The following is an 18,278-nucleotide window of genomic DNA, read 5'->3' on the forward strand; positions in this document are numbered from 1 at the left end:
CCTTTTTATACTAGTGCTATCAGGTGTATTTTAGTAGATTACTATGTCTTCCATAACCACATCAAGTGGAGAGTCAACACCGGCTGAAATTGAGAGGCAATTAACGGAGAGGCAACTCCAGGTTCTTCAATACCTACTTAAAAAGGCAGTCCCACTTAAGGTATACACGGTTTACGCAGACCAGGATGAGCTGGCGAGGGAACTAGGGATGACTAGGCAAGCGCTTAGCGTGCACCTTAAGAAGCTTAAGGACTTTGGGCTGATAAGGACTGGTCGTGAGTTCGTTGATGTCACCGATAAGGCCCTTAAGGTATTGAGGATGAGTTCTAATGAGGCGATAATACTCGTTAAGGTGCAGCTAGGTATAGGACAATAATTTATGAGAAGGTTAAGGAGTTACCAATTGAGAAGGCCTATAGGGTATCTGGTGATTACGACTTGATATTAATAACGAGGGAGGTTAACGTTAATGATATACTACGCGTGCTCAGCATGATGGAGGGTATCGAAGATACTAAGACCTTCATATCGCTGGAGACACTCAGGGAGTGAATCGCTAGTAAGGGCTAGGCATTAATTAAATAATACGGTATTAATCTCATTATTACCACGCTGGAAGGTTTATTAACCATATAGGGATTACGCATTTACGTAGCATTATGGAGACAATAAATCCTGAAGTAAGGATTGATACATACATAAGGAATGTGGCTAACGCGCTTGAGCAAATAGAAAGGGAGGGCATTAAGAATGACGTAATTGAAATAGCCAGGGCATACCTAAAGGACTCAATCTACTACCTATCAAGGGGTGATCAATTTAATGCATTAGCAACGATAGCCTATGCCGAGGGCCTCCTCGACGCATTAAGATTCCTTGGAATAGCCCATTTTAATTGGAGCAGGATAGATGACTTAATCAGGAGGGCTCAAAATAAGGTGTTTGTCGCCGGCACGTTTGAGATAATACACCCAGGGCACATAGCCTATCTAAGGCATGCCTGGACTCTTGGACGCGTAGTTGCGGTGATTGCCCGTGACTCCACGGTTAAGAAGATTAAGGGTAGGGACGTGATCATACCTGAAAACCAGAGGCTGGAGGTTGTTAGTAATATTGTTTATGTTCATAAGGCCAGGCTTGGCTATGAGGGTGACATGTTCAGGGTTGTTGAGGAGGAGAGACCAAACATAATATTGCTCGGGCCCAATCAGCCATTTAGTGAGGATTCATTAAGGGAGGAATTGAAGAAGAGAGGTTTAGAAAATATAGAAGTTATTAGGTTCAACGACTATGTGGACTGCCCGCTCTGCAGCACGACAAAGATACTCAAGGCCATAAGCAGCAAGTTTAATCAGGGTAATCAAATGCTCTAATCACTATTATACAAAGCATTAAGTACCTTATTATTTATTAAGGACTTATTTAATGACCTTAATGTGAGTGGACTGAGAATCAGGAAGTTACTGAATTTATACAGTGGCTTCTTAAGTTCTCATCATAAGGCGTAATGACTCAGGGTATGAGCCCCCCCTCGTTATTTGTGAGAACTCCTGCTGATTGAACACAAATGAGTAATTTATTAGTGTCATATTTATGTTCATGACCATATTACCAAGCATACCCTGACGCGCTGGGTATATGAATATCGTTACGTTTGTTGGTACGCCATTGCTTAACATGCATAGTTCCGTTATGTTCACGACGATTGGTAACCCCCCCTGTAGCTCACCCTGAGTTGGCGTTAATGTCATAGTTGTTGTGAAACAATAAGTTGTTTTTCCATTCCAAGTACCCTTACCCACATACTTACTTTCATTTAATGCAAGCACTACGTACTTAGTGAGGTTTACGTAAGGCGCGCAATGGGTCATTGTTTGCTGTCCCATGAAGTTGAATTCAACCGCGTAGCAAAGCTCGTCATTATACCTCCAAAGCGCCATATTAAAGTTAATACCAGCCCCCCCATGAAGTGCCTGAATGATAATGTGCCATTTATTACAGTGGCATCACTTATCGGCGTTCTAGATATGGTAACGATACCCATTAAAGGACCCATTTGAAATGGAACATTGGGTATTCCCGGGAATTCATTATTTATCATGAATGTGGAGCTGATTACGAATTTATAGGTCGCCGTAACATTCCTCATGAATAACTCCTTGGCGTTTAGGAGGGCTGACTCTGGGCCTCCGTTCACCGACACTGCGAGGTACGTAACCGCGCCTGCGATTATAACAACTATGAGTATAGTCGTAATTAATAACGAGGTTTTCATCAATTCCATTTAAATCTGCGAATTATTAAAAGGTTTTGACTCAATACCTCCTCGCAATCCTCAGCCAATAATTTGCCTGCTTATCATTACATGCCAAGTCCCTCAAACCACCAATATCCTTGCTCGCATCCTCATCCATAGGCACACCCAGAGCGTCAGCATCAAGCAATTGTTGTATTGCCATTCCACAATTATTATCACCGCTCCAGGGAACCTCAACAACGCCACCATTATCAAGGTGCTTCCTAGCTTCATCTACCGTGGTGGCTCTGGCAGTCATGGATCTAAGGAAGTCCCATGCCATACTCCTCATATTATTACCTATTTCATTAAGTAATTCCTTCACTGTATCGGCGATTCCCTCGCGCGGCGCAACGTACTTCTCCATGGTATCTCTCCTAGCCAGTACAACCTGCCTACTCTCAACATCCTTAGGACCAACCTCTATCCTGAGCGGAACACCCATCATCTCCCAATAATTATACTTCCAACCAGGCGTCCTATCGGTCCTATCATCAACCCTAACCCTAACACCAGCATTGGTTAGTTCCTCCGTTATTGACCTAACCTCCCTCATTATCGCCTCCTCCGTGCCCTTATACATTATTGGGACTATCACGACCTGTATCGGCGCTACGTTGGGCGGTAATGCGAGGCCCTTATCATCCCATGCACGGCAATCATCGCTGCAATAACCCTTTCTGAGATTCCATAGCTAGTGGTATGCACGTACTCCCAATCGCCGTTTGGCGTTAAGTACTTAACGTCGAAGACCCTTGAGAAGTTCGTGCCCAGGTAATGAACGGTACCAATCTGCATTGTTTTTCCATCGGGCATAACCGTGTCAAAGGCTATTGTATAGACGGCGCCCGCGAATTTATCCCACTCAGGTCTTTGACTTATTAAGTAGGGTATACCCAGGTAATCAAATATTTTCTTATAAATCTCCATGGCTTCCTTAATTTGTCTCTCCGCATCCTCCCTATTCGCATGTGCCGTATGAGCCTCCTTAAACATCGATATTTCCCTAAGCCTAATCATGGGCTCGTGGCCTTAGTCTCAGCCCTAAACACACTGACTATTTGGTAAACCTTGAATGGTAGGTCTGTATGGTCCTTAATCCATAATTTGAACATGGGCATCATTGCCGTTTCGCTGGTAGGCCTTAACACGAGTCTCTCCTCACCAGTACCACCCTTACTTACCCAGAAGACCTCGTTCTCAAACCCCCTAATGTGCTCGCTCTCCTTTGAGAAGAACTCGTATGGTATGAACACCGGAAATAGTACCTCCTGATGCCCCGTCTCATCATGAACAAGCCTGACGTAGGATTCAACGAGTCTCCTAATCCTCATGCCATACGGCCTCCATACGTATGCGCCCTTCACTGGGTATCTATAGTCATAAACCTCCGTCTCCATTATAACCCAGTTAAACCAGTCCGTGAAGTTCCTCCACTTCTCCCTAGGCCTTTTCTCCCCAGACTTGATGAGCTGTAGCTTGGCAATAAAGGTCCCTCGATTGTGCTTAAGCAAGGCCTTAAAAGCATTGTGCCCGCAACCAGGCAGTAAGTATTTAAGCGCGTTGAGTATTTAGAATTGATGAGATTCAGGATGAGAATTGAGGTATTAAGTAATTGCGTTGGTTGTGGAATTTGCTGGACAGTATGCCCAAAGGGCGTATTGGCAGGTAAATTGAGGGATAAGGCCTACGTGTTAAATGAATCGTTATGCTCAGGGTGCTTCTCCTGTCAAAGCAATTGCCCATACTCAGCGATCAGGGTAACGCCAACTCAGTACTAAGTAATTATTGGAAGACCTATCGACTTAATGAAGCTTATATACCCACGGTCGTTAATAAGCCGTATAAATGCCTCCGTTAAGTCCCTACTCGTTACCACGTAATCCCCAATGTAGGTAATTACATAATTAACGACCCCACTTAGATAATTAATGCCCAACTCGCCACGTGATATGAGCACCATTAAGTCAATGGGCATGGGCATTAATGGACCTAGTAAAATGGAGTTGTTTGACTTGGTGGCGTTCTTTATAAATTGAATGTAATCATCAACCACAACGACAGGTCCATCGGGCAGAACTAGGGAAGTAACTCCTTCCTTGAAAAGTCCTAACCACTCATCATAATCAACCCTACCACTAAGCCTATACTTAATTATCAACCTAGCAATGCTAACACCCAAATCCACAGACATCCTAAGCCTATCAATACTATCATAGCAATCAATCATTGCTGAAGGCTCAACAATCATGACCTCCCTTAAAAACTCCGGGACCCAGCCCCCCCAAAGCCTCATGAATGAGTTCCCAAGCCTCATAAGCAATTCAATGGCTTCCCTGGGGGGGTTTAGCACGGCTAATCTGCAGAATTCCCGCGGTAATGGCAGTGACAGCGATTTATAACGCTTAATAACGATCATAAGAATGTTCCTTAACATGGGCATTGATGCCTCAATCCTTGGTGAGTAGATTATCAAGTCCATCAATTAGTAATGCTTTACTTAATATTAAAAGAGGGTTCGTCAGATAAACCCGAGTTCCTCATCATTACCGTTCCTCAGAGGCCTGTTTCCCTCATCAACCAGGTTTGTTTATATTAATGCATTAATTAAGTTATTTTCGATGGGGGGGAACTACGAAGTCTTTACCGGCATTTGTAAGCGTATTAATTGCCCAGGGGGGGATTACGTGGACCTAATATTGGGTGAATTATCGAATCTAGGCGTGAACGAGATTTTAAATGACGGTGGTGTTGAGTTCATGGGATTTAGGTTATTGGGTAAGGGCCAGAACAGTTTCGTATTTAAGTGCCGCGTTGGTGATGAGTATTACGCCTGTAAGATTAGGCGTTTCGACTCGTCAAGACCAAGCCTAATGAACGAGGGTAGCTATCTCAGGCTTGCGAATTCCGTCGCGTTGGGCCGAGATTAATTAAGTACGCAAGTGACGTATTGATTATGGAATTGGTGAGTGGCGTGCCTATACAGGATTATGTAATTACGGCGAGCTCAGCGGAGTTAAGGGTAATACTCAGGGACTTGCTTTGGCAATGCCGTAGATTGGACTCCATAGGCCTAGCCCATAATGAGTTGAGTAGGCCGGAGGATCACGTAATCATTAGTAATGGCAGGGCGTTTATAATAGATTTTGAAAGTGCCAGCTTAAATAGTAGGGTTAGTAATGTCGCCCAAATATTGAATGCGTTGATAATGGGTAGGGTTTATTCAGGGTCGTGTTAGGGCAATTATGGGCGTGAGTATTGATTTCGATAATTTACGTAGTGCAATCAAGAGGTATAAGGTTACGAGGAGTGATGATGACTTTACACAAATACTAAGGTTACTTGGCCTTGAGTAGTTCCTGGGCTAAATTCCATATCTTATCTCCAAGGTGATGAATAACCTTTATGACCTTACCCTTACTCGTACTCCTCATATCATCAGCCGTCATGAGGGATACTCCAATGGCGATGTACCTACCCTTAAGATCCTTAATTAGCAACACATCACCCACACCAAAGTTACCGCTTATCTCCTTAATGCCTGGCCTCATTACGTCAGCTCCATTGACTATGTGCGGTACCGCGCCATCATCAACGGTCACGGTGGGGGTAGCTGGGCATGTATGATGGGTTGAGGTAAAAGTACGTTAGTAATGGTATTACATACTCCCTTTGGCTTGAGTCAACCTTTACCGTTAGTTTCGCCACTAATGGCTTATCGTCGATTAAGTATACAGTAGTTGCCTCATTAAGCTCATAAACCTCAACCTTCTTGGCATTCCTGAATACGGGCCCCCCCAATTCACCAACCGCATTGCTTAATTCCTTAATGTCCTTATTGCTAAGGAAGTACCTCTTAACCACAGCAATTATTTGCAGGGCTCATTAATAAGCATTTAGTACGTAACTCAATATTTAATAGCAGGCATTTAGACTTACTATTGTGTCCACCGAGACGATAACGAGGGCTGATTTTGAAAAGGTGGTGCTTAAGGTTGGTAAGGTAATACACGCAGAGAGGGTTCAGGGTTCGAGGAAGCTGTTGAGACTCATTGTTGATATTGGTGACGAGAGGAGACAAATAATTACTGGACTCGCCGAGTTTTATAAACCCGAGGACTTAATTAATAAGTACGTGGTCGTGGTTGCGAATTTAGAGAGTAGGAAGATCTTTGGCTATGAGAGTCAGGGAATGATACTGGCGTCTTGTGATGAGAAGAACCCAACAATAATAACGATTGATAAGCCACAGGATGAGCAAATAGGTAAGAGGGTCTGCTAAAGGTGTATTGCTTTAAATTCCCCCCCGTTTAAAATCGATAATGGTGAACATAGAGTATTACGTATTAGATAATGGACTAAGACTATTGATAAACAGTTGAATCATCAACGGTAGGAGTAGCCATTGGCGTAGGCATAGGATCTATATATGAGGATGAGGGTTTACGAGGCATAAGCCACTTTGCAGAACACATTATTTATAGGGCATACCCAAACATTGACCTGGAGATAGAGGGGGGTTAGGCGGCGTTTCAGACGCGTATACTGAACGAACACTCACAATGTACCTATCGAGGTAATACCAAGCGAATTAAGGAATCTACTGAGACTCATTCATAAAATGTTTAGTAATAAGAGGGTGAATGAGGAGGACTTTGAGAGGGAGAGGAGGGTCATTCTTTCAGAGATAAGGATGAGAAATGATGACCCAGGCACGTTAATATACGACCTTGGGCCTAGGGCATTGTTCGGAGATAGCGATTATGGCGCCCCAATCATTGGTTCCGAGGATAGTATCTCCTCAATAACCGTTAAAGACCTTAAGGAATTTCTAGAATCCTACTACACGCCAGATAATACGGTAGTGAGCATCGTTGGTCCTATAAACATGACAATAAATGAGGTAATGGAATTATTTAATAAGTGGGAGGGTAGATCAGGTAGTAAGAAAAAACCAACAATAGGCAAAGGAGGACCAATAATCATTAAGAGACCCATTGAATCGGCATATTTATCATACTCCTGGCAATACAATGTAACTAATGAGGATCCACTCCTACTATCAATCAAATCATCATTACTGGAATTCCACTTAGTAAATGGACTCAGCTCATACCTAGTGTCTAGGTTCAGGAGTAAGGGTTTGACGTACTCAATCGATATGGATAGGGATTACCTGCCAGGTACTTATTACTATCAATTAGTGGTTTCCGCTATCAATGAGGAGAATATCGACGCCGTGAAGGAGGAGCTGATTAATGCATTATTAAGCATTAATGATTTATTTAATGATGAGTATTATTTAAGCAAGCGATTGAATTACCTTAAATACCTAATAAGCGATTATCTACGTAGACCGCTGCAAATAGCCGAGTCCCTGAGCTATATGGAATTGAAGCTCAGTAATCACGATATTGATAGATTCAACAAGGGACTTGAGGAGCATTTCCGGGACTCCCTGAGCAACCTAGTTACTGATGGTGTATGGTCTGCAATAATACCCTCGTAATATTGATGTATTACGTATACGTAAACATTACGTATGCGTCTCAATAAAGTATTATTAGTGTATTATTGTTGTATTCCCAGCCTATCCTTAATCTCCCTGAGCAGTAATGTCATTGCATCACCAGCCTTACACTGTATTATCACGTCAGCAATGTAATCGAGCTCTGTAGGTTCCATATTTATTATAATAACCTTACCACCCATTTCCTTAACAAATATCGGTATATACGCCGCGGGATAGACGGAGAGTGATGATCCTATAACGAGAACAGCATCACTCATTAAGGCTAATTCCCTGGCCTTATCGAAATCCTTAACGGGCTCCCCAAATAATACTGTGTCAGGTTTAAGAATTCCACCGCACTCATCACAGAGTGGTGGTATTTGACCACTATCTATTTTCCTAATGACAACCTCCATTGGGTAAGTACGGCCACACGCAATGCATACCGCCCTCTTCATTGTGCCATGGAGCTCAATCACATTCTTAGAACCGGCGGCTTGGTGAAGTCCATCAACATTCTGCGTGATTACTGCCTTTATTATGCCTAATCTCTCGAGTTCGGCCACGGCATAGTGCGCCCTGTTTGGCTTAGCCACGAATAACGTACTCATTCTCATCCTATAAAATAGCCAGAAATCCTTCGGATGCTGTAGGAAGTAGTCTATAGTCGCTATTTCAGGGCTGTACTGCTTCCATAATCCCTGAGGACCTCTAAAGTCGGGTATTCCTGATTCCGTGGATATCCCGGCGCCGGTGAAGGCTATGGCGTGTCTGGCATTAATTAGTATGTCAGCGGCTTCTTAATATCCTCAATACTGCACTGGCCCTCACTCATAATCAGTTATTGATTTGGTAATTATCAGCATTATAAGTATTAGTCCCATTGATAACGGAGGATTTATATTGCGGCAGACCCCCCCTTATTTAAGTGTGATGAGCTGACGACGGACTGAGTTATTGATGAACGCGTTGGTGGCTGATCTCACTGTATATAGCTTCAACATCATCCATGGATCTAACCTCCACGGCATTAATTCCATAGTGATTCCTGAGGGATTCGTACGTCGGCTTATTATGTGCAATAACGTATAATGCCGAGGAGAAGGCATACCTCTCCCAATCCCTTATTGTTAAACTCAGTAGGCTTATGCTATCACCTGATCTAATGGGTTCGGTGGAGTAGGCACTGACTATGTATGGTACCTTAAGTCTCTGTGAAATTACCTTGGCAATGACAGCCGCGATCCAATCATGCGCATGCACAAAGTTTATATCCCTGGGTATTACGTAGGGTATTCTGGAGAGTATTTCCACGAGTAGGAAGTGCATGTATGCAACAACGTCACTGAACCACCTATCACTTACGGTGAATATACGCACATTACCATCCATGTAACTACCATCAAAGTTGGCCGGGTGCACTAGGTATATTTCGTACCTATTGGATAATCGTGTGACTAGGTCCCTAACTTGAAATGCCAATGACCCAATGATCCTATACGGTGGGTACTCCGTCGATACGTGCAAGACCTTAACCACAGAATCTAGCAGTAAATACTACTTAATTTAATTATTGCAGTTGACGTTAGATGTACGGAGTCGTTAATCGTATTAACGTAACCAAGCACCTTAAGCTTGTCAACAATGCTCCTAACCTCCTCAACCTTTAAACCAACGATCCTCGCCAGATCCTCAAGTTTAATGGCCCGTTCCTTATCAATGGCAGCCAATGAGTGCAGGGTCTGCATTATGGTCCTTATCTTTGACTCGTAACCAACTTCCACAGAGTATTATTAATCAATTTCCTTCTTAATAAACTTCTCTATCCTTAATACGTTATTAGAGATTGAAATGACAAAAAGCACTTATATAATAACTATCCGTATTGAAGGCAGTGTCTATAGAGCTAACAACGAATAAGGTACTTTACGAGCCGGGCGAGGACGTGGCGATAAGCATAGTGGCTAGGGGGGGATTAATGAGTAGGGAGGATATCGAGTTATCAGTAATTAAGGATTCTCAGGAAATAAGTAGGTGGACCCTGCAGGCGATACCTCCGGAATCGGAAATTATGGATTATGTTAGGATAAATGATGTGGGTACTTACGAAATAACCGCCAGGTGCTGCGGTTCTGAGGTTAAGACGCCAATAATGGTTATTAATAGGCCGGAGACACCATTAAGGTTCGTTCTGGTTTTTCATAATCACCAGCCAATTCATAAGTACCCAAGCGGCATTTATCACGGGCCGTGGGCATTCCAACATACTTGGTCTCCTGAATTTTACCCAATATATGACGTAGGCCCCCTACCTACTGCACGCCAGATTAGCGAATAAGTACAGGGTTTCCATAACGTATAACCTAAGCCCAAGCCTATTGTGGCAGTGGGATGACTTACTGCGTAATGGCGTGCTCATCGAGAGTGGGGATCACGTTGAATACGTAGGTCCCTGGGATCCACGTACGGGGCTAATTAAGGAGGCGATTGACACATATTCAAGATTAGCCAGTGAGGGTGTCATAGAAGTATTAACGAGTTTCCTAGCCCACCCAATCGCTGGTTATTTAATTGAAAAGTTCGAGGTTTATGACTTATTACGGTGGGAGTTGAGTAGGGGGGGGAGGGAAGTTACGAGGAGGGTTTTGGGTGTGGATGCGGTGGGTATGTGGCTCCCTGAGTTGTACTTTTCTGAGAAGTTAAGGAATATTCTCTGTGATGAGGGCATTAGGTTCATAGTCCTTGATGGTGTTTATCACCTTGGTGAGGCCATTAAGGATAGGAGTTCCATCTACAGGGTTTATAAGCACGACTGCTTAACGATACTTTTTAGGGATACGGCACTTAGCGACTTACTGAGCTTTCAACTCAACAAGGCCAGCAATACCCAGGAGGCCGATGTCAACGCCAGGAGATTAATTATAGAGTTAATGATGAGGATTAACCACGCCAGAGATGGTGTAGTTACAATGGCTTTAGATGGGGGGGAAAATTGGATGATATTACCAACACCAAACCCATACGCCGCCCTGCTCCTCGAGAAAATAATGATGTATTTATCGCAGGCCAGGTCTGATGGTTATGTGATGCCCATTAGGCCGTCAATAATTAGGGAGTTTCATGATGAAATTAAGGAAATACCAACCACCTCATGGCTGGGCTCGCCGGCTAAGTGGATTAGTGAGAGGGCAGATGTGCAGTCAAGGCTTTGGTCAATGGCTCAAGTCGCAGTTAGTAAGTGGGGGGTTGTATGAGGAGGTTTTTGGAGAGGATGAGGAATTAAGGATGTCCCTCGCAATGACGCTGGATAGCGATTATTATTGGGCTGAATTCGTAAATATAAATCACGTGGGTGAATGGGCATACTCCGTAATAAATAGGGTTGAGAATGCGCTTAACTCATTGAGGGTTAGGTTTAACCTGAGAAATGGTCAATTAGAGATTGTCGTTAATAATGGTTGGATTAGAGACGCAAACTTATTACTTGGTATTGAAACGCCAGAGACGTACATGGAGTATAACGTTAAGATTCGGGCAGATTCGTCAGAGTCCATGGTAATTAATGGATTCAATGATGTAACCATATCATTACTTTCACCAAAAACAAAAACACAGATTAAGAAGCCCATCAAGATAATGCGTGGAGCTATGAAACGCTGATTATACTCGACCCATTAATTAAGTGCGTAATATCCCTACTGGATATGCGCATTGTTATATAATCATAGACATAATCCATACTTAAATCTCCATAATCAATACGTAGAGCAACACCCCCCCTCATGGCTCTCCCTCCCTTATCACATAGCCAAAGCCCCCCCATGACCAAGCCCAGGAAGTGGCCATCTTAAGTATTGTCTGTGAGTTCAATTCCCCCCCACCCATTAACAGCCTCATCACCTTGATCTCCTCCCAAGGATCAGGCTCTATCAACGCGACATTATCAGTACCAATAAGTGGCTTTAACCCCCCCCTCCTCACCATGGCACCCACCCTCGCCAACTTACCAACAAACTCAATGTTTGACCTTGGACACGTGACTATGGGCAATAAGGGTATTTTCGCTATATCATCATCATTTAATTGCGTCAGGTGTACAAACACCGTGTTTCCAGTCACCAACGTGGTTAATGCCCTATTCAAGTCATTATCGAGGTACGTATCCTCTGTCTCCGATACATGAGTGCTTATGGGTAATCCACGTGAGCCACTCAACCTGGAAACGAGCTTTAACTCGGCCATCGTGTAGTTAAGCGGTGATATCAATGATACGCCGAATCCCCCCCTATCAACGAAATACTTCACCTCATCCTCAAACTCCTCATCGACATCATCCTCCTCGCTAGGCTTAACATAGACCTGAACGTACTAGGCTCAGCAAGTGGTACAACGCACAGTCCAGCTCTTTTAGCCTCCTCAACAACGATATCCGCGAATATCCTGCCATACTCAATAATTACCAATAAACAACCAACACCGTAATTCCTAATCCTATGAAACACGGCGGCTAACCCATTCCTTAATGACTCAGGTCTTGCCCTACGTAAGTAATAATACTTTAGGCCGTATGGAGCACCAACCACATCATCAATGTAGTACTTATTGAATAAGCCCATTAGGAAGTAATCAAGCACGTGAATATGAGCGTTTGTTAATTGAGGCATTAATAATGTATTTCTCAAATCGATAACATTATTACTACCCGGTACCTTGCCAATGCCCACCACCTCACCGTCAAGGATGTCAATAACCGCGTCCTTAATTGGCTGTAGTTCCTGGCCAATTAATGCGATTGAGGACTTAATGCTTAACCTGCGCATTCGAGGAAAGATGGGCTTAGGAGTAATTAAATTAATGCTTTATTCAATATTTATCATCTAATGAGGATAGCAGTCGTAGGCTTAAACCCAGGGACTGCAATTTATGCGCAGTACCTGGCTAAGGATGGTCATGACATCACGGTATTCACGGAGAGCCAGGGTGATGTAGTAATCATGGACTTACTACCACATTCTTCCCTGAATATCGTGAATAGAGAATCAATTAAATTATTTACAAGGAGATACCTCGAGGATGTACTCGGTATTAACATATTGAGTGTTAAATTGAGTTCAATAGCTATAAAGGAAGGTAAAGTAGCAATAATGAATGAGGTTGGTGGGCAGGGCATTATAGGTAGGTATGATAAGGTTGTAGTTGGTTCTGAGGTATTGCCGGGGGGGGAGTCAGGTAATTGCGTAAGTGTTTATAAGATAGCGCTGTCACCAGGTGATTACGTAATTAATGGCGGTGACGCGGGTAAGAATACCGAGTTTCTAATGCTCATGGCAGATATTGGTGGGCGTATCATTATAAATTCTCCAACAGCCATTGATGAAGACATTCTTAAGTACTTGCCAATAAACAAAGGTGCAGGAGCTGGGGGGGGTGTGTATCCACCGATTATGTCGTGGTTAAGCCGTTGATAGACGTGGTTGATAAGGGTGGTTGGTTAATTGGTAGGGGGGGGTTCATGCTTAGGGATTCATTGAGTGGCATTGAGTATGTGATTAATAGGGATTATCAATTAATTATGATGGGGGGGAAGTTACTGGCAATGAGGGATTTGGGCGTTATTGATTCATTACCGTTGATGCCACGCCTAGAAATAGGCTTCTCTCGCAATTGGTCATTCCTATCCGTGGGGGGGCTTACACAGCATGAATTAAGTGCCGTTTTTAGGGATTTATCATCATCCAGGGTGGCTTATCACTCAGGTGAGACTGACATAATAGCTAAGGTTATTTATCGAGGCAATAAATTACTGAGCCTTCAGTTATTGGCTAGGGGGGGCATTAAGTTACTCAATTGGTTCTCCTCAATCTACTCCCTAATAATGCTTAACAATGCGGCTTACCTACTGCTCGATATGGGTTATGAGACTGCCTTTGGCGTTGTTCGTGGATTACTCGAGCAATTAATGCTAAATTTATACAATATATAGTTTGTTATGGTTAATAAGTTAATAAATAAGCTTTATTAATGACCTAAGCGAGCATCACTTAGTGCCTGGTATCTTAGCTAATGTTGATTACGAGGAACCACTAACTAGGTATAGGATAAGGGAGGTGCTCATTGAGGCTCGTAGGCGGTCAATAAGCTATATAGATAAGATGAAGCAGGAGGTTCTTGCGGACTCATTCTACGTACACTATAGGCAGCCAATACTCAGGATGCCCACCGAGAATGAGGACATGGAAACCTCGCTGTGGAGGTTCGTGGTCTCTACATACATAAGGAGTGAGGCCTACAATGACGTGTCCAGGATAACCAGGTTGAATGGTAGGTTGTCCAGGGTAATGGCAATTAAACTGCTCAAGGTGTATAATAGCATATTGAGTAAGATGGATAGGAATGAGGCCTTTAGGCAAATGGTTGAGTCAGCGATGGATCAGAGGAGCTCCTCATCCAGGGAGAGCAGGATGAACCTAGAGCGGGAGGTTAGGTCATTAATAAACTTCTACGTTGGTAGTATGAAGAAGGTGAGCGAGACTGTTAACAAGGTTAAGATGCTCTTTGGGGGGGACTCCGTAGGCCATGAGATAGCGGACATACTACTGAGTACGGACATTGACCCATATAGGCTAAGGCTAATTTCAATGTTAAACTCACTGATTAGGTTGATCGTGGACACCAGGTACACGGTGGATGTGGTGGAGGATAGGGATGCCGAGCGTGTTGGCACCATTGGCGGGGGGGTTAAACGCATGACGAAGGCATCGGAACTCAGGGACATGATACCAAGCGAGAGGATGCTCATGAAATTCGCCAAGCCAGTATTCGCGTATAAATTAGCCATGGGCAACGTACTAGTTAGGGAGAGGAGAGCCGTTAAGAAGCCCAAGATCTACATGCTAATTGATAAGAGTGGCTCGATGTTCTACACGGTTAATATAAACATATTTGAGGTGGGGGGGCCATTAGTAAGATCACGTGGGCCACGGCATTGGCTGTGATACTTGCCATGAAGGGTGGAAACCTAGCCGTCAGGTTCTTCGATCAGCAGGTATACCCAATGCTAACGAATAAGAATGACATAATAAAGATGCTCCTCTCATTAATACCGTTGGGTGGCACAGACATAACAAATGCCGTGAGGGCCGCAGTGCAGGATGCCCTGGATAAACCATCACTGAGGGATTATAAATTGGTCGTTATAACCGACGGTGAGGATGATAATGTTGACCCGACAGCATTCAATAAGGCGAAGTCCGTATTCAGATCAGTTAAGGTATTATTAATTGGTGGTGAGAATAGTGTTATTGAGGAGAATGTGGATACGATAAAGATTCAGGAACTAACCAGCGAGAGCTATCCCACACGATTAAGAAGATTTAGCCTCGAAACAATTAAGTGGTGAGTCACAGACAAGCACTTGAACCTCAACAACGTCACTAATTCCCAATTTCCTCAGTATTTCCATCACCCTATCCATGAAGTACCAAGCAACACACTCACCGGTGGCTCCCTCAGGTATGCAGGGTATCTCAACAAACTCACTTGGCATTAATCCCTGGGTATTCTCCATGCTCGACTTTATGTACTTACCATCGAAAGTATTAACGATCCCCTGGACCTCACGCCTAACCCCATCAATGTCGGTCACGAGCATCCTCCTACCCCTAACACAGAGCCTTATTGTGATGTCATAATTATGCCCATGAACGCCACCATAAACATCACTAAACCTAACCCTGTGAGCTCCAGAGAACATGAACTTCATGGATAGGCAGGTGGTCTCAACCACGGGCAATCGTAATAATACGCATAAAAATGCATTTCCCATAGATTAATGGGAATGATTGGTAAGGTCATCATCGCAGGAGGAGGACCTGGTGATGAGGGATTACTAACGCTTAGGTGTATTGAGGCTCTGAGGAGCGCTGATGTAGTGATTTATGACAGGTTAATACCTAGATCGGCCTTGAATTATGTGCGTCAGGGAGCTCAATTAATCTATGCTGGTAAGGAGCCGGGCAGGCACACGATGGAGGAGGACGAGATAATAAGAGTTATGATTAACGAGGCGGGCAGTGGTAAGACTGTGGTTAGGCTACATGGCGGTGATGCATTCCTATTTGGCAGGGGCTTTGAGGAGTGCATTGCAGTGCTCAATGCTGGGATACCCTGTGAAGTCATCCCAGGGGGTGACCTCAGCCATAGCTGCGCCAGAGGCTTACTTAATACCGCCAGTTTTGCGCGGTGTCTCTAGCTCGGTAGCCATAGTGACCGGCATGGAGGATCCGAGGAAGGGCAAGGCATTCGTGAACTTCAGGGAATTGGCAAAGGCCGTTAACACCATCATAATACTAATGGGTGCGTCAAGGATAGGTGAGATAGCTAGGGAATTGATTGAGGGCGGTCTTGATCCAGGAACATACGTGGCAATAATAACGAGGGCATACATGGAGAATAGCAGGGTTACAATAACAACAGTGGGTAAGTTAGCCACTGGGCAGGTAAGTGCGGAGAACCCCCTCCGTAATTGTGGTTGGTGATGTTGTACGCGAGGGGGGGTTGAGGGCGATGAGGATTGCTGGGTTAAGCTTCGAAATAAACGTTTAATAGAGGGTTTCGCGAGTAAATACCTGTGATGATGCACGAGCGTGACGGATACATGACGAGCTTGCGCCCATGCTGACCCAGGTTATGCATTAAAGCCCTGGTTAGGGAAGTTAATTCAAGTCATGAAGAGGATCCTAGTATTAACTGAGGTAGAGCTACCAAGCGACTTCCCGAGGCAGATTGAGCATTACCTAGGTAATTTAGCCAGGGTTGAGATGAGGATGACAGACTTCGAGGGATTGAAGTCCCAGTTCAGGGATGTCAGGAGGGGTCAAATAAGGCTGATGCACTCCTTGATTACCTGGAGCCTAGGGTGAGGGGTTACGAGGGATTCGACAAGATAGTGCTCGTGATAAACGATGATGGTTATGTGGAGGGGGGGTTAAACTTCGTATTCGGAGTTGCAAAGATAGGTGGGGGGGCGCTGGCCTTGGTATTCACGAAGAGACTACGTGGGGGGGAGCAGTCGCTTTATCACCTAAGGATACTCAAGGAGGTACTCCACGAATTAGGGCACTCCTTTGGGCTAGACCACTGCACAGACCCTAAGTGCGTCATGTACTTCAGCAATACGATAGAGGACACAGACAGAAAGGGCCCGGGATACTGCCAAAGATGCATGGCGAGGTTACGTTCATTACTGCGATGATTAATAATAATCACTATAAAAACGCGCATAGTGAAGGGAATTAACACCCATACCAGGATTTCCAGGGCACCTAAGGGATGCAATGCGCACATGCAGTGAACCTAAAGAATAGATAATCCCAGGTACTCATTTATTACACGGTCAACACTACTCATGTTTTGTAAATCCACGTTCATAACCCTTGATGGGACGGGGGGGATTGCCAAGTAATCATTTTCGAGTAACCTCGTCCATGTCTGCGAAATCTTCCTCCCAAATACAGCCAATAACTCCCTAAATATTGATGAGTTGTACCAAGCGGCGATTAATGGATTATTCGTCCTAACTATGTAGAAATTCTTCGAGGCGCATAACGGCTTGTCACTATAATTAGCGATGACTTCATGACTCCTTAAGTCCACTTTATCGTGAATAAATATGTAACCATACGGTCTCTTAACCCGTAACTGCCTCCACACGTGCTGATACCACTTATCCCCCCCAAACTTCAGGCTGGGATGCCCATACTCACGCCCCCCCACTCAATGTACTTTCTAAGGTCACCCTCTGGCTCCTCACTTATTGAGAGGACGTAGTACCTCGGGTCACTTACGTATATCCTATCGCCGTAGTACTCGGGCCTCCTTAAGCACTTGACCAGGTACTTCCTGGGTATTACGAGCCTCATGCCATTACTCCTATTACCTATGGTAATCGATGTCCCATCCTCCCTCACAATGAACCAGTGAGCATTAGGTATGAAGAAGAAGTCAGGACCATACATTTCAACACCCCCCCTAACAATCTCATCCCTACTCAGGTAACGTAGTAATCCATTATCCAGAGCCTCCTCAACCACCGAAATGAGTTTACTCGCCTTATCATAATCAAATAGCTAAGCCAATTCCTATCCGCGAAGGCAGGTAATCTCTGTAGGTTTATTGTCCCAACCCTCCTTAAATCCCCCCCCTCATAGTAGTAAATCCCCCCCGTCTCCGTATCTAAACCACCAACAAAACCTGTCGAACTACTCCTCTTCCTGACGAAGATTATCAACTCCTTAAAGCCACTGCCATCACTAAACGACGGACGAGCCCTATTCTCAACAAGCCCAATCACGTCATACCTCAACCTAAGCAGTCTCTTCACACCCCCCCAACCCTGCTCCGTATAAAACGTGGATGCCGGCATCACTAGAATGGCATAACCACCATCCCTGAGTACGTAGTCTATCAGGA

At 44.2% G+C, this 18,278-nt stretch carries 31 protein-coding genes and 3 pseudogenes; 18 read left to right on the forward strand and 16 right to left on the reverse strand.

Annotated features, from left to right (window positions below; all coding sequences use genetic code 11):
- The first annotated feature begins 43 nt into the window (after window positions 1–43).
- Both JCM11217_RS04585 and JCM11217_RS04590 read left to right on the forward strand, forming a co-directional pair.
- Window positions 44–552, forward strand: a pseudogene (locus JCM11217_RS04585) (Lrp/AsnC ligand binding domain-containing protein).
- A gap of 107 nt (window positions 553–659) precedes the next feature.
- Window positions 660–1,373, forward strand: a complete 714-nt coding sequence (locus JCM11217_RS04590; protein WP_054842205.1) for a DUF357 domain-containing protein — start codon at window positions 660–662, stop codon at window positions 1,371–1,373.
- A gap of 111 nt (window positions 1,374–1,484) precedes the next feature.
- On the opposite strand, the gene JCM11217_RS13790 is transcribed toward JCM11217_RS04590, so the two are convergent.
- From JCM11217_RS13790 to proS, 3 genes and pseudogenes are all read right to left on the reverse strand, one after another.
- Window positions 1,485–1,940: a hypothetical protein gene (locus JCM11217_RS13790; protein WP_243678345.1), complete on the reverse strand. Its 456-nt coding sequence runs from the start codon at window positions 1,938–1,940 to the stop codon at window positions 1,485–1,487.
- Window positions 1,868–2,275: a hypothetical protein gene (locus tag JCM11217_RS13795; protein ID WP_243678346.1), complete on the reverse strand. Its 408-nt coding sequence runs from the start codon at window positions 2,273–2,275 to the stop codon at window positions 1,868–1,870. The genes JCM11217_RS13790 and JCM11217_RS13795 overlap by 73 nt, the downstream gene beginning before the upstream one ends.
- A gap of 40 nt (window positions 2,276–2,315) precedes the next feature.
- Window positions 2,316–3,765 (reverse strand): annotated as a pseudogene (proS, locus tag JCM11217_RS04600) (proline--tRNA ligase).
- A 111-nt stretch (window positions 3,766–3,876) separates the two neighbouring features.
- Here proS and JCM11217_RS04605 point away from each other — a divergent pair.
- Window positions 3,877–4,077 (forward strand): 4Fe-4S dicluster domain-containing protein, encoded by a 201-nt coding sequence (locus tag JCM11217_RS04605; RefSeq protein ID WP_054842206.1) that lies wholly within the window; start codon window positions 3,877–3,879, stop codon window positions 4,075–4,077.
- Here the strand turns inward: JCM11217_RS04605 and JCM11217_RS04610 are convergent.
- Window positions 4,074–4,778, reverse strand: a complete 705-nt coding sequence (locus JCM11217_RS04610) for a hypothetical protein (RefSeq protein WP_054842207.1) — start codon at window positions 4,776–4,778, stop codon at window positions 4,074–4,076. The two genes, JCM11217_RS04605 and JCM11217_RS04610, sit on opposite strands and share 4 nt — an antisense overlap.
- A 205-nt stretch (window positions 4,779–4,983) precedes the next feature.
- Between JCM11217_RS04610 and JCM11217_RS13800 the strand changes: the two genes are divergently transcribed.
- Together JCM11217_RS13800 and JCM11217_RS13805 are read left to right on the forward strand one after the other, a co-directional pair.
- Complete coding sequence (locus JCM11217_RS13800) at window positions 4,984–5,226, forward strand: hypothetical protein (RefSeq protein ID WP_243678347.1); 243 nt, start codon at window positions 4,984–4,986, stop codon at window positions 5,224–5,226.
- 44 nt (window positions 5,227–5,270) lie between these two features.
- A complete protein-coding gene (locus JCM11217_RS13805; RefSeq protein ID WP_243678348.1) occupies window positions 5,271–5,534 on the forward strand; it encodes a hypothetical protein in 264 nt (87 codons plus the stop codon).
- Window positions 5,535–5,634: 100 nt separating this feature from the next.
- On the opposite strand, the gene JCM11217_RS13810 is transcribed toward JCM11217_RS13805, so the two are convergent.
- Both JCM11217_RS13810 and JCM11217_RS13815 read right to left on the reverse strand, forming a co-directional pair.
- On the reverse strand, window positions 5,635–5,898 hold the full coding sequence (locus tag JCM11217_RS13810; protein ID WP_243678349.1) for a hypothetical protein: 264 nt from the start codon (window positions 5,896–5,898) through the stop codon (window positions 5,635–5,637).
- On the reverse strand, window positions 5,888–6,160 hold the full coding sequence (locus JCM11217_RS13815) for a DUF1947 domain-containing protein (RefSeq protein WP_243678350.1): 273 nt from the start codon (window positions 6,158–6,160) through the stop codon (window positions 5,888–5,890). Before JCM11217_RS13815 ends, JCM11217_RS13810 begins: the two co-directional genes overlap by 11 nt.
- A 79-nt stretch (window positions 6,161–6,239) precedes the next feature.
- Between JCM11217_RS13815 and metG the strand changes: the two genes are divergently transcribed.
- The 3 genes from metG (at window position 6,240) to JCM11217_RS04630 (ending at window position 7,805) form a co-directional block, all read left to right on the forward strand.
- Entirely contained in the window at window positions 6,240–6,578 is a 339-nt protein-coding gene (gene metG / locus JCM11217_RS04625; RefSeq protein WP_054842208.1) for a methionine--tRNA ligase subunit beta, read from the forward strand.
- Window positions 6,579–6,721: 143 nt separating this feature from the next.
- Window positions 6,722–6,820, forward strand: coding sequence for a hypothetical protein (locus JCM11217_RS13820; RefSeq protein WP_243678385.1), 99 nt, complete (start codon window positions 6,722–6,724; stop codon window positions 6,818–6,820).
- A gap of 97 nt (window positions 6,821–6,917) precedes the next feature.
- On the forward strand, window positions 6,918–7,805 hold the full coding sequence (locus JCM11217_RS04630; RefSeq protein WP_243678351.1) for an insulinase family protein: 888 nt from the start codon (window positions 6,918–6,920) through the stop codon (window positions 7,803–7,805).
- 62 nt (window positions 7,806–7,867) lie between these two features.
- Here JCM11217_RS04630 and JCM11217_RS04635 read toward each other — a convergent pair whose 3' ends face one another.
- The 3 genes from JCM11217_RS04635 to JCM11217_RS04645 form a co-directional block, all read right to left on the reverse strand.
- Complete coding sequence (locus JCM11217_RS04635) at window positions 7,868–8,596, reverse strand: NAD-dependent protein deacetylase (RefSeq protein WP_054842209.1); 729 nt, start codon at window positions 8,594–8,596, stop codon at window positions 7,868–7,870.
- A 166-nt stretch (window positions 8,597–8,762) separates the two neighbouring features.
- Window positions 8,763–9,347, reverse strand: a complete 585-nt coding sequence (locus JCM11217_RS04640; protein ID WP_054842210.1) for a glycosyltransferase — start codon at window positions 9,345–9,347, stop codon at window positions 8,763–8,765.
- Window positions 9,348–9,352: 5 nt separating this feature from the next.
- Window positions 9,353–9,592, reverse strand: coding sequence for a hypothetical protein (locus JCM11217_RS04645; RefSeq protein WP_054842211.1), 240 nt, complete (start codon window positions 9,590–9,592; stop codon window positions 9,353–9,355).
- A 110-nt stretch (window positions 9,593–9,702) separates the two neighbouring features.
- Here JCM11217_RS04645 and JCM11217_RS04650 point away from each other — a divergent pair, with 110 nt between their 5' ends.
- Genes JCM11217_RS04650 through JCM11217_RS04660 form a run of 3 tightly spaced genes read left to right on the forward strand, consistent with a single transcriptional unit; the run spans window position 9,703 to window position 11,468 of the window.
- A complete protein-coding gene (locus JCM11217_RS04650) occupies window positions 9,703–10,146 on the forward strand; it encodes a hypothetical protein (protein WP_054842212.1) in 444 nt (147 codons plus the stop codon).
- A gap of 40 nt (window positions 10,147–10,186) precedes the next feature.
- Complete coding sequence (locus JCM11217_RS04655) at window positions 10,187–11,062, forward strand: hypothetical protein (RefSeq protein WP_054842213.1); 876 nt, start codon at window positions 10,187–10,189, stop codon at window positions 11,060–11,062.
- Window positions 11,055–11,468 carry a hypothetical protein gene (locus tag JCM11217_RS04660; protein ID WP_054842214.1) on the forward strand — a complete coding sequence of 138 codons (414 nt, stop codon included), beginning with the start codon at window positions 11,055–11,057 and terminating at the stop codon, window positions 11,466–11,468. The genes JCM11217_RS04655 and JCM11217_RS04660 overlap by 8 nt, the downstream gene beginning before the upstream one ends.
- Here JCM11217_RS04660 and JCM11217_RS13825 read toward each other — a convergent pair.
- Genes JCM11217_RS13825 through JCM11217_RS04670 form a run of 3 tightly spaced genes read right to left on the reverse strand, consistent with a single transcriptional unit; the run spans window position 11,455 to window position 12,628 of the window.
- Window positions 11,455–11,592: a hypothetical protein gene (locus JCM11217_RS13825; RefSeq protein ID WP_243678352.1), complete on the reverse strand. Its 138-nt coding sequence runs from the start codon at window positions 11,590–11,592 to the stop codon at window positions 11,455–11,457. The genes JCM11217_RS04660 and JCM11217_RS13825 overlap by 14 nt on opposite strands.
- A complete protein-coding gene (locus JCM11217_RS04665) occupies window positions 11,589–12,113 on the reverse strand; it encodes an amidohydrolase family protein (RefSeq protein ID WP_054842215.1) in 525 nt (174 codons plus the stop codon). The genes JCM11217_RS13825 and JCM11217_RS04665 overlap by 4 nt, the downstream gene beginning before the upstream one ends.
- Entirely contained in the window at window positions 12,110–12,628 is a 519-nt protein-coding gene (locus JCM11217_RS04670) for a hypothetical protein (protein WP_054842216.1), read from the reverse strand. The genes JCM11217_RS04665 and JCM11217_RS04670 overlap by 4 nt, the downstream gene beginning before the upstream one ends.
- 60 nt (window positions 12,629–12,688) lie before the next feature.
- Between JCM11217_RS04670 and JCM11217_RS04675 the strand changes: the two genes are divergently transcribed.
- The 4 genes from JCM11217_RS04675 (at window position 12,689) to JCM11217_RS13830 (ending at window position 15,207) form a co-directional block, all read left to right on the forward strand.
- Window positions 12,689–13,273 (forward strand): hypothetical protein, encoded by a 585-nt coding sequence (locus JCM11217_RS04675; RefSeq protein ID WP_054842217.1) that lies wholly within the window; start codon window positions 12,689–12,691, stop codon window positions 13,271–13,273.
- A complete protein-coding gene (locus JCM11217_RS04680) occupies window positions 13,258–13,791 on the forward strand; it encodes a hypothetical protein (protein WP_054842218.1) in 534 nt (177 codons plus the stop codon). The genes JCM11217_RS04675 and JCM11217_RS04680 overlap by 16 nt, the downstream gene beginning before the upstream one ends.
- 61 nt (window positions 13,792–13,852) lie before the next feature.
- A complete protein-coding gene (locus JCM11217_RS04685) occupies window positions 13,853–14,803 on the forward strand; it encodes a hypothetical protein (RefSeq protein ID WP_243678353.1) in 951 nt (316 codons plus the stop codon).
- Entirely contained in the window at window positions 14,794–15,207 is a 414-nt protein-coding gene (locus JCM11217_RS13830; RefSeq protein ID WP_243678354.1) for a hypothetical protein, read from the forward strand. Before JCM11217_RS04685 ends, JCM11217_RS13830 begins: the two co-directional genes overlap by 10 nt.
- Here the strand turns inward: JCM11217_RS13830 and JCM11217_RS04690 are convergent.
- A complete protein-coding gene (locus JCM11217_RS04690; RefSeq protein WP_243678355.1) occupies window positions 15,172–15,594 on the reverse strand; it encodes a 6-carboxytetrahydropterin synthase in 423 nt (140 codons plus the stop codon). The two genes, JCM11217_RS13830 and JCM11217_RS04690, sit on opposite strands and share 36 nt — an antisense overlap.
- 51 nt (window positions 15,595–15,645) lie before the next feature.
- On the opposite strand from JCM11217_RS04690, the pseudogene cobA reads away from it, so the two are divergent.
- The 3 genes and pseudogenes from cobA (at window position 15,646) to JCM11217_RS13840 (ending at window position 17,061) form a co-directional block, all read left to right on the forward strand.
- Window positions 15,646–16,345, forward strand: a pseudogene (gene cobA, locus JCM11217_RS04695) (uroporphyrinogen-III C-methyltransferase).
- A 189-nt stretch (window positions 16,346–16,534) separates the two neighbouring features.
- Window positions 16,535–16,729 (forward strand): hypothetical protein, encoded by a 195-nt coding sequence (locus JCM11217_RS13835; protein ID WP_243678356.1) that lies wholly within the window; start codon window positions 16,535–16,537, stop codon window positions 16,727–16,729.
- Window positions 16,726–17,061 (forward strand): hypothetical protein, encoded by a 336-nt coding sequence (locus JCM11217_RS13840; RefSeq protein WP_243678357.1) that lies wholly within the window; start codon window positions 16,726–16,728, stop codon window positions 17,059–17,061. The genes JCM11217_RS13835 and JCM11217_RS13840 overlap by 4 nt, the downstream gene beginning before the upstream one ends.
- Before the next feature lie 101 nt (window positions 17,062–17,162).
- Here the strand turns inward: JCM11217_RS13840 and JCM11217_RS13845 are convergent, their stop codons facing one another.
- The 3 genes from JCM11217_RS13845 to JCM11217_RS13855 are packed head-to-tail and all read right to left on the reverse strand — an operon-like array spanning window position 17,163 to window position 18,234.
- Entirely contained in the window at window positions 17,163–17,582 is a 420-nt protein-coding gene (locus JCM11217_RS13845) for a hypothetical protein (protein WP_243678358.1), read from the reverse strand.
- Window positions 17,549–17,899: a hypothetical protein gene (locus JCM11217_RS13850; RefSeq protein ID WP_243678359.1), complete on the reverse strand. Its 351-nt coding sequence runs from the start codon at window positions 17,897–17,899 to the stop codon at window positions 17,549–17,551. Before JCM11217_RS13850 ends, JCM11217_RS13845 begins: the two co-directional genes overlap by 34 nt.
- Window positions 17,857–18,234 (reverse strand): hypothetical protein, encoded by a 378-nt coding sequence (locus JCM11217_RS13855; RefSeq protein WP_243678360.1) that lies wholly within the window; start codon window positions 18,232–18,234, stop codon window positions 17,857–17,859. Before JCM11217_RS13855 ends, JCM11217_RS13850 begins: the two co-directional genes overlap by 43 nt.
- Between the last annotated feature and the right edge of the window lie 44 nt (window positions 18,235–18,278).

This window comes from Vulcanisaeta distributa JCM 11217, from assembly GCF_001316005.1.
GTDB lineage: Archaea > Thermoproteota > Thermoprotei > Thermoproteales > Thermocladiaceae > Vulcanisaeta > Vulcanisaeta distributa_B.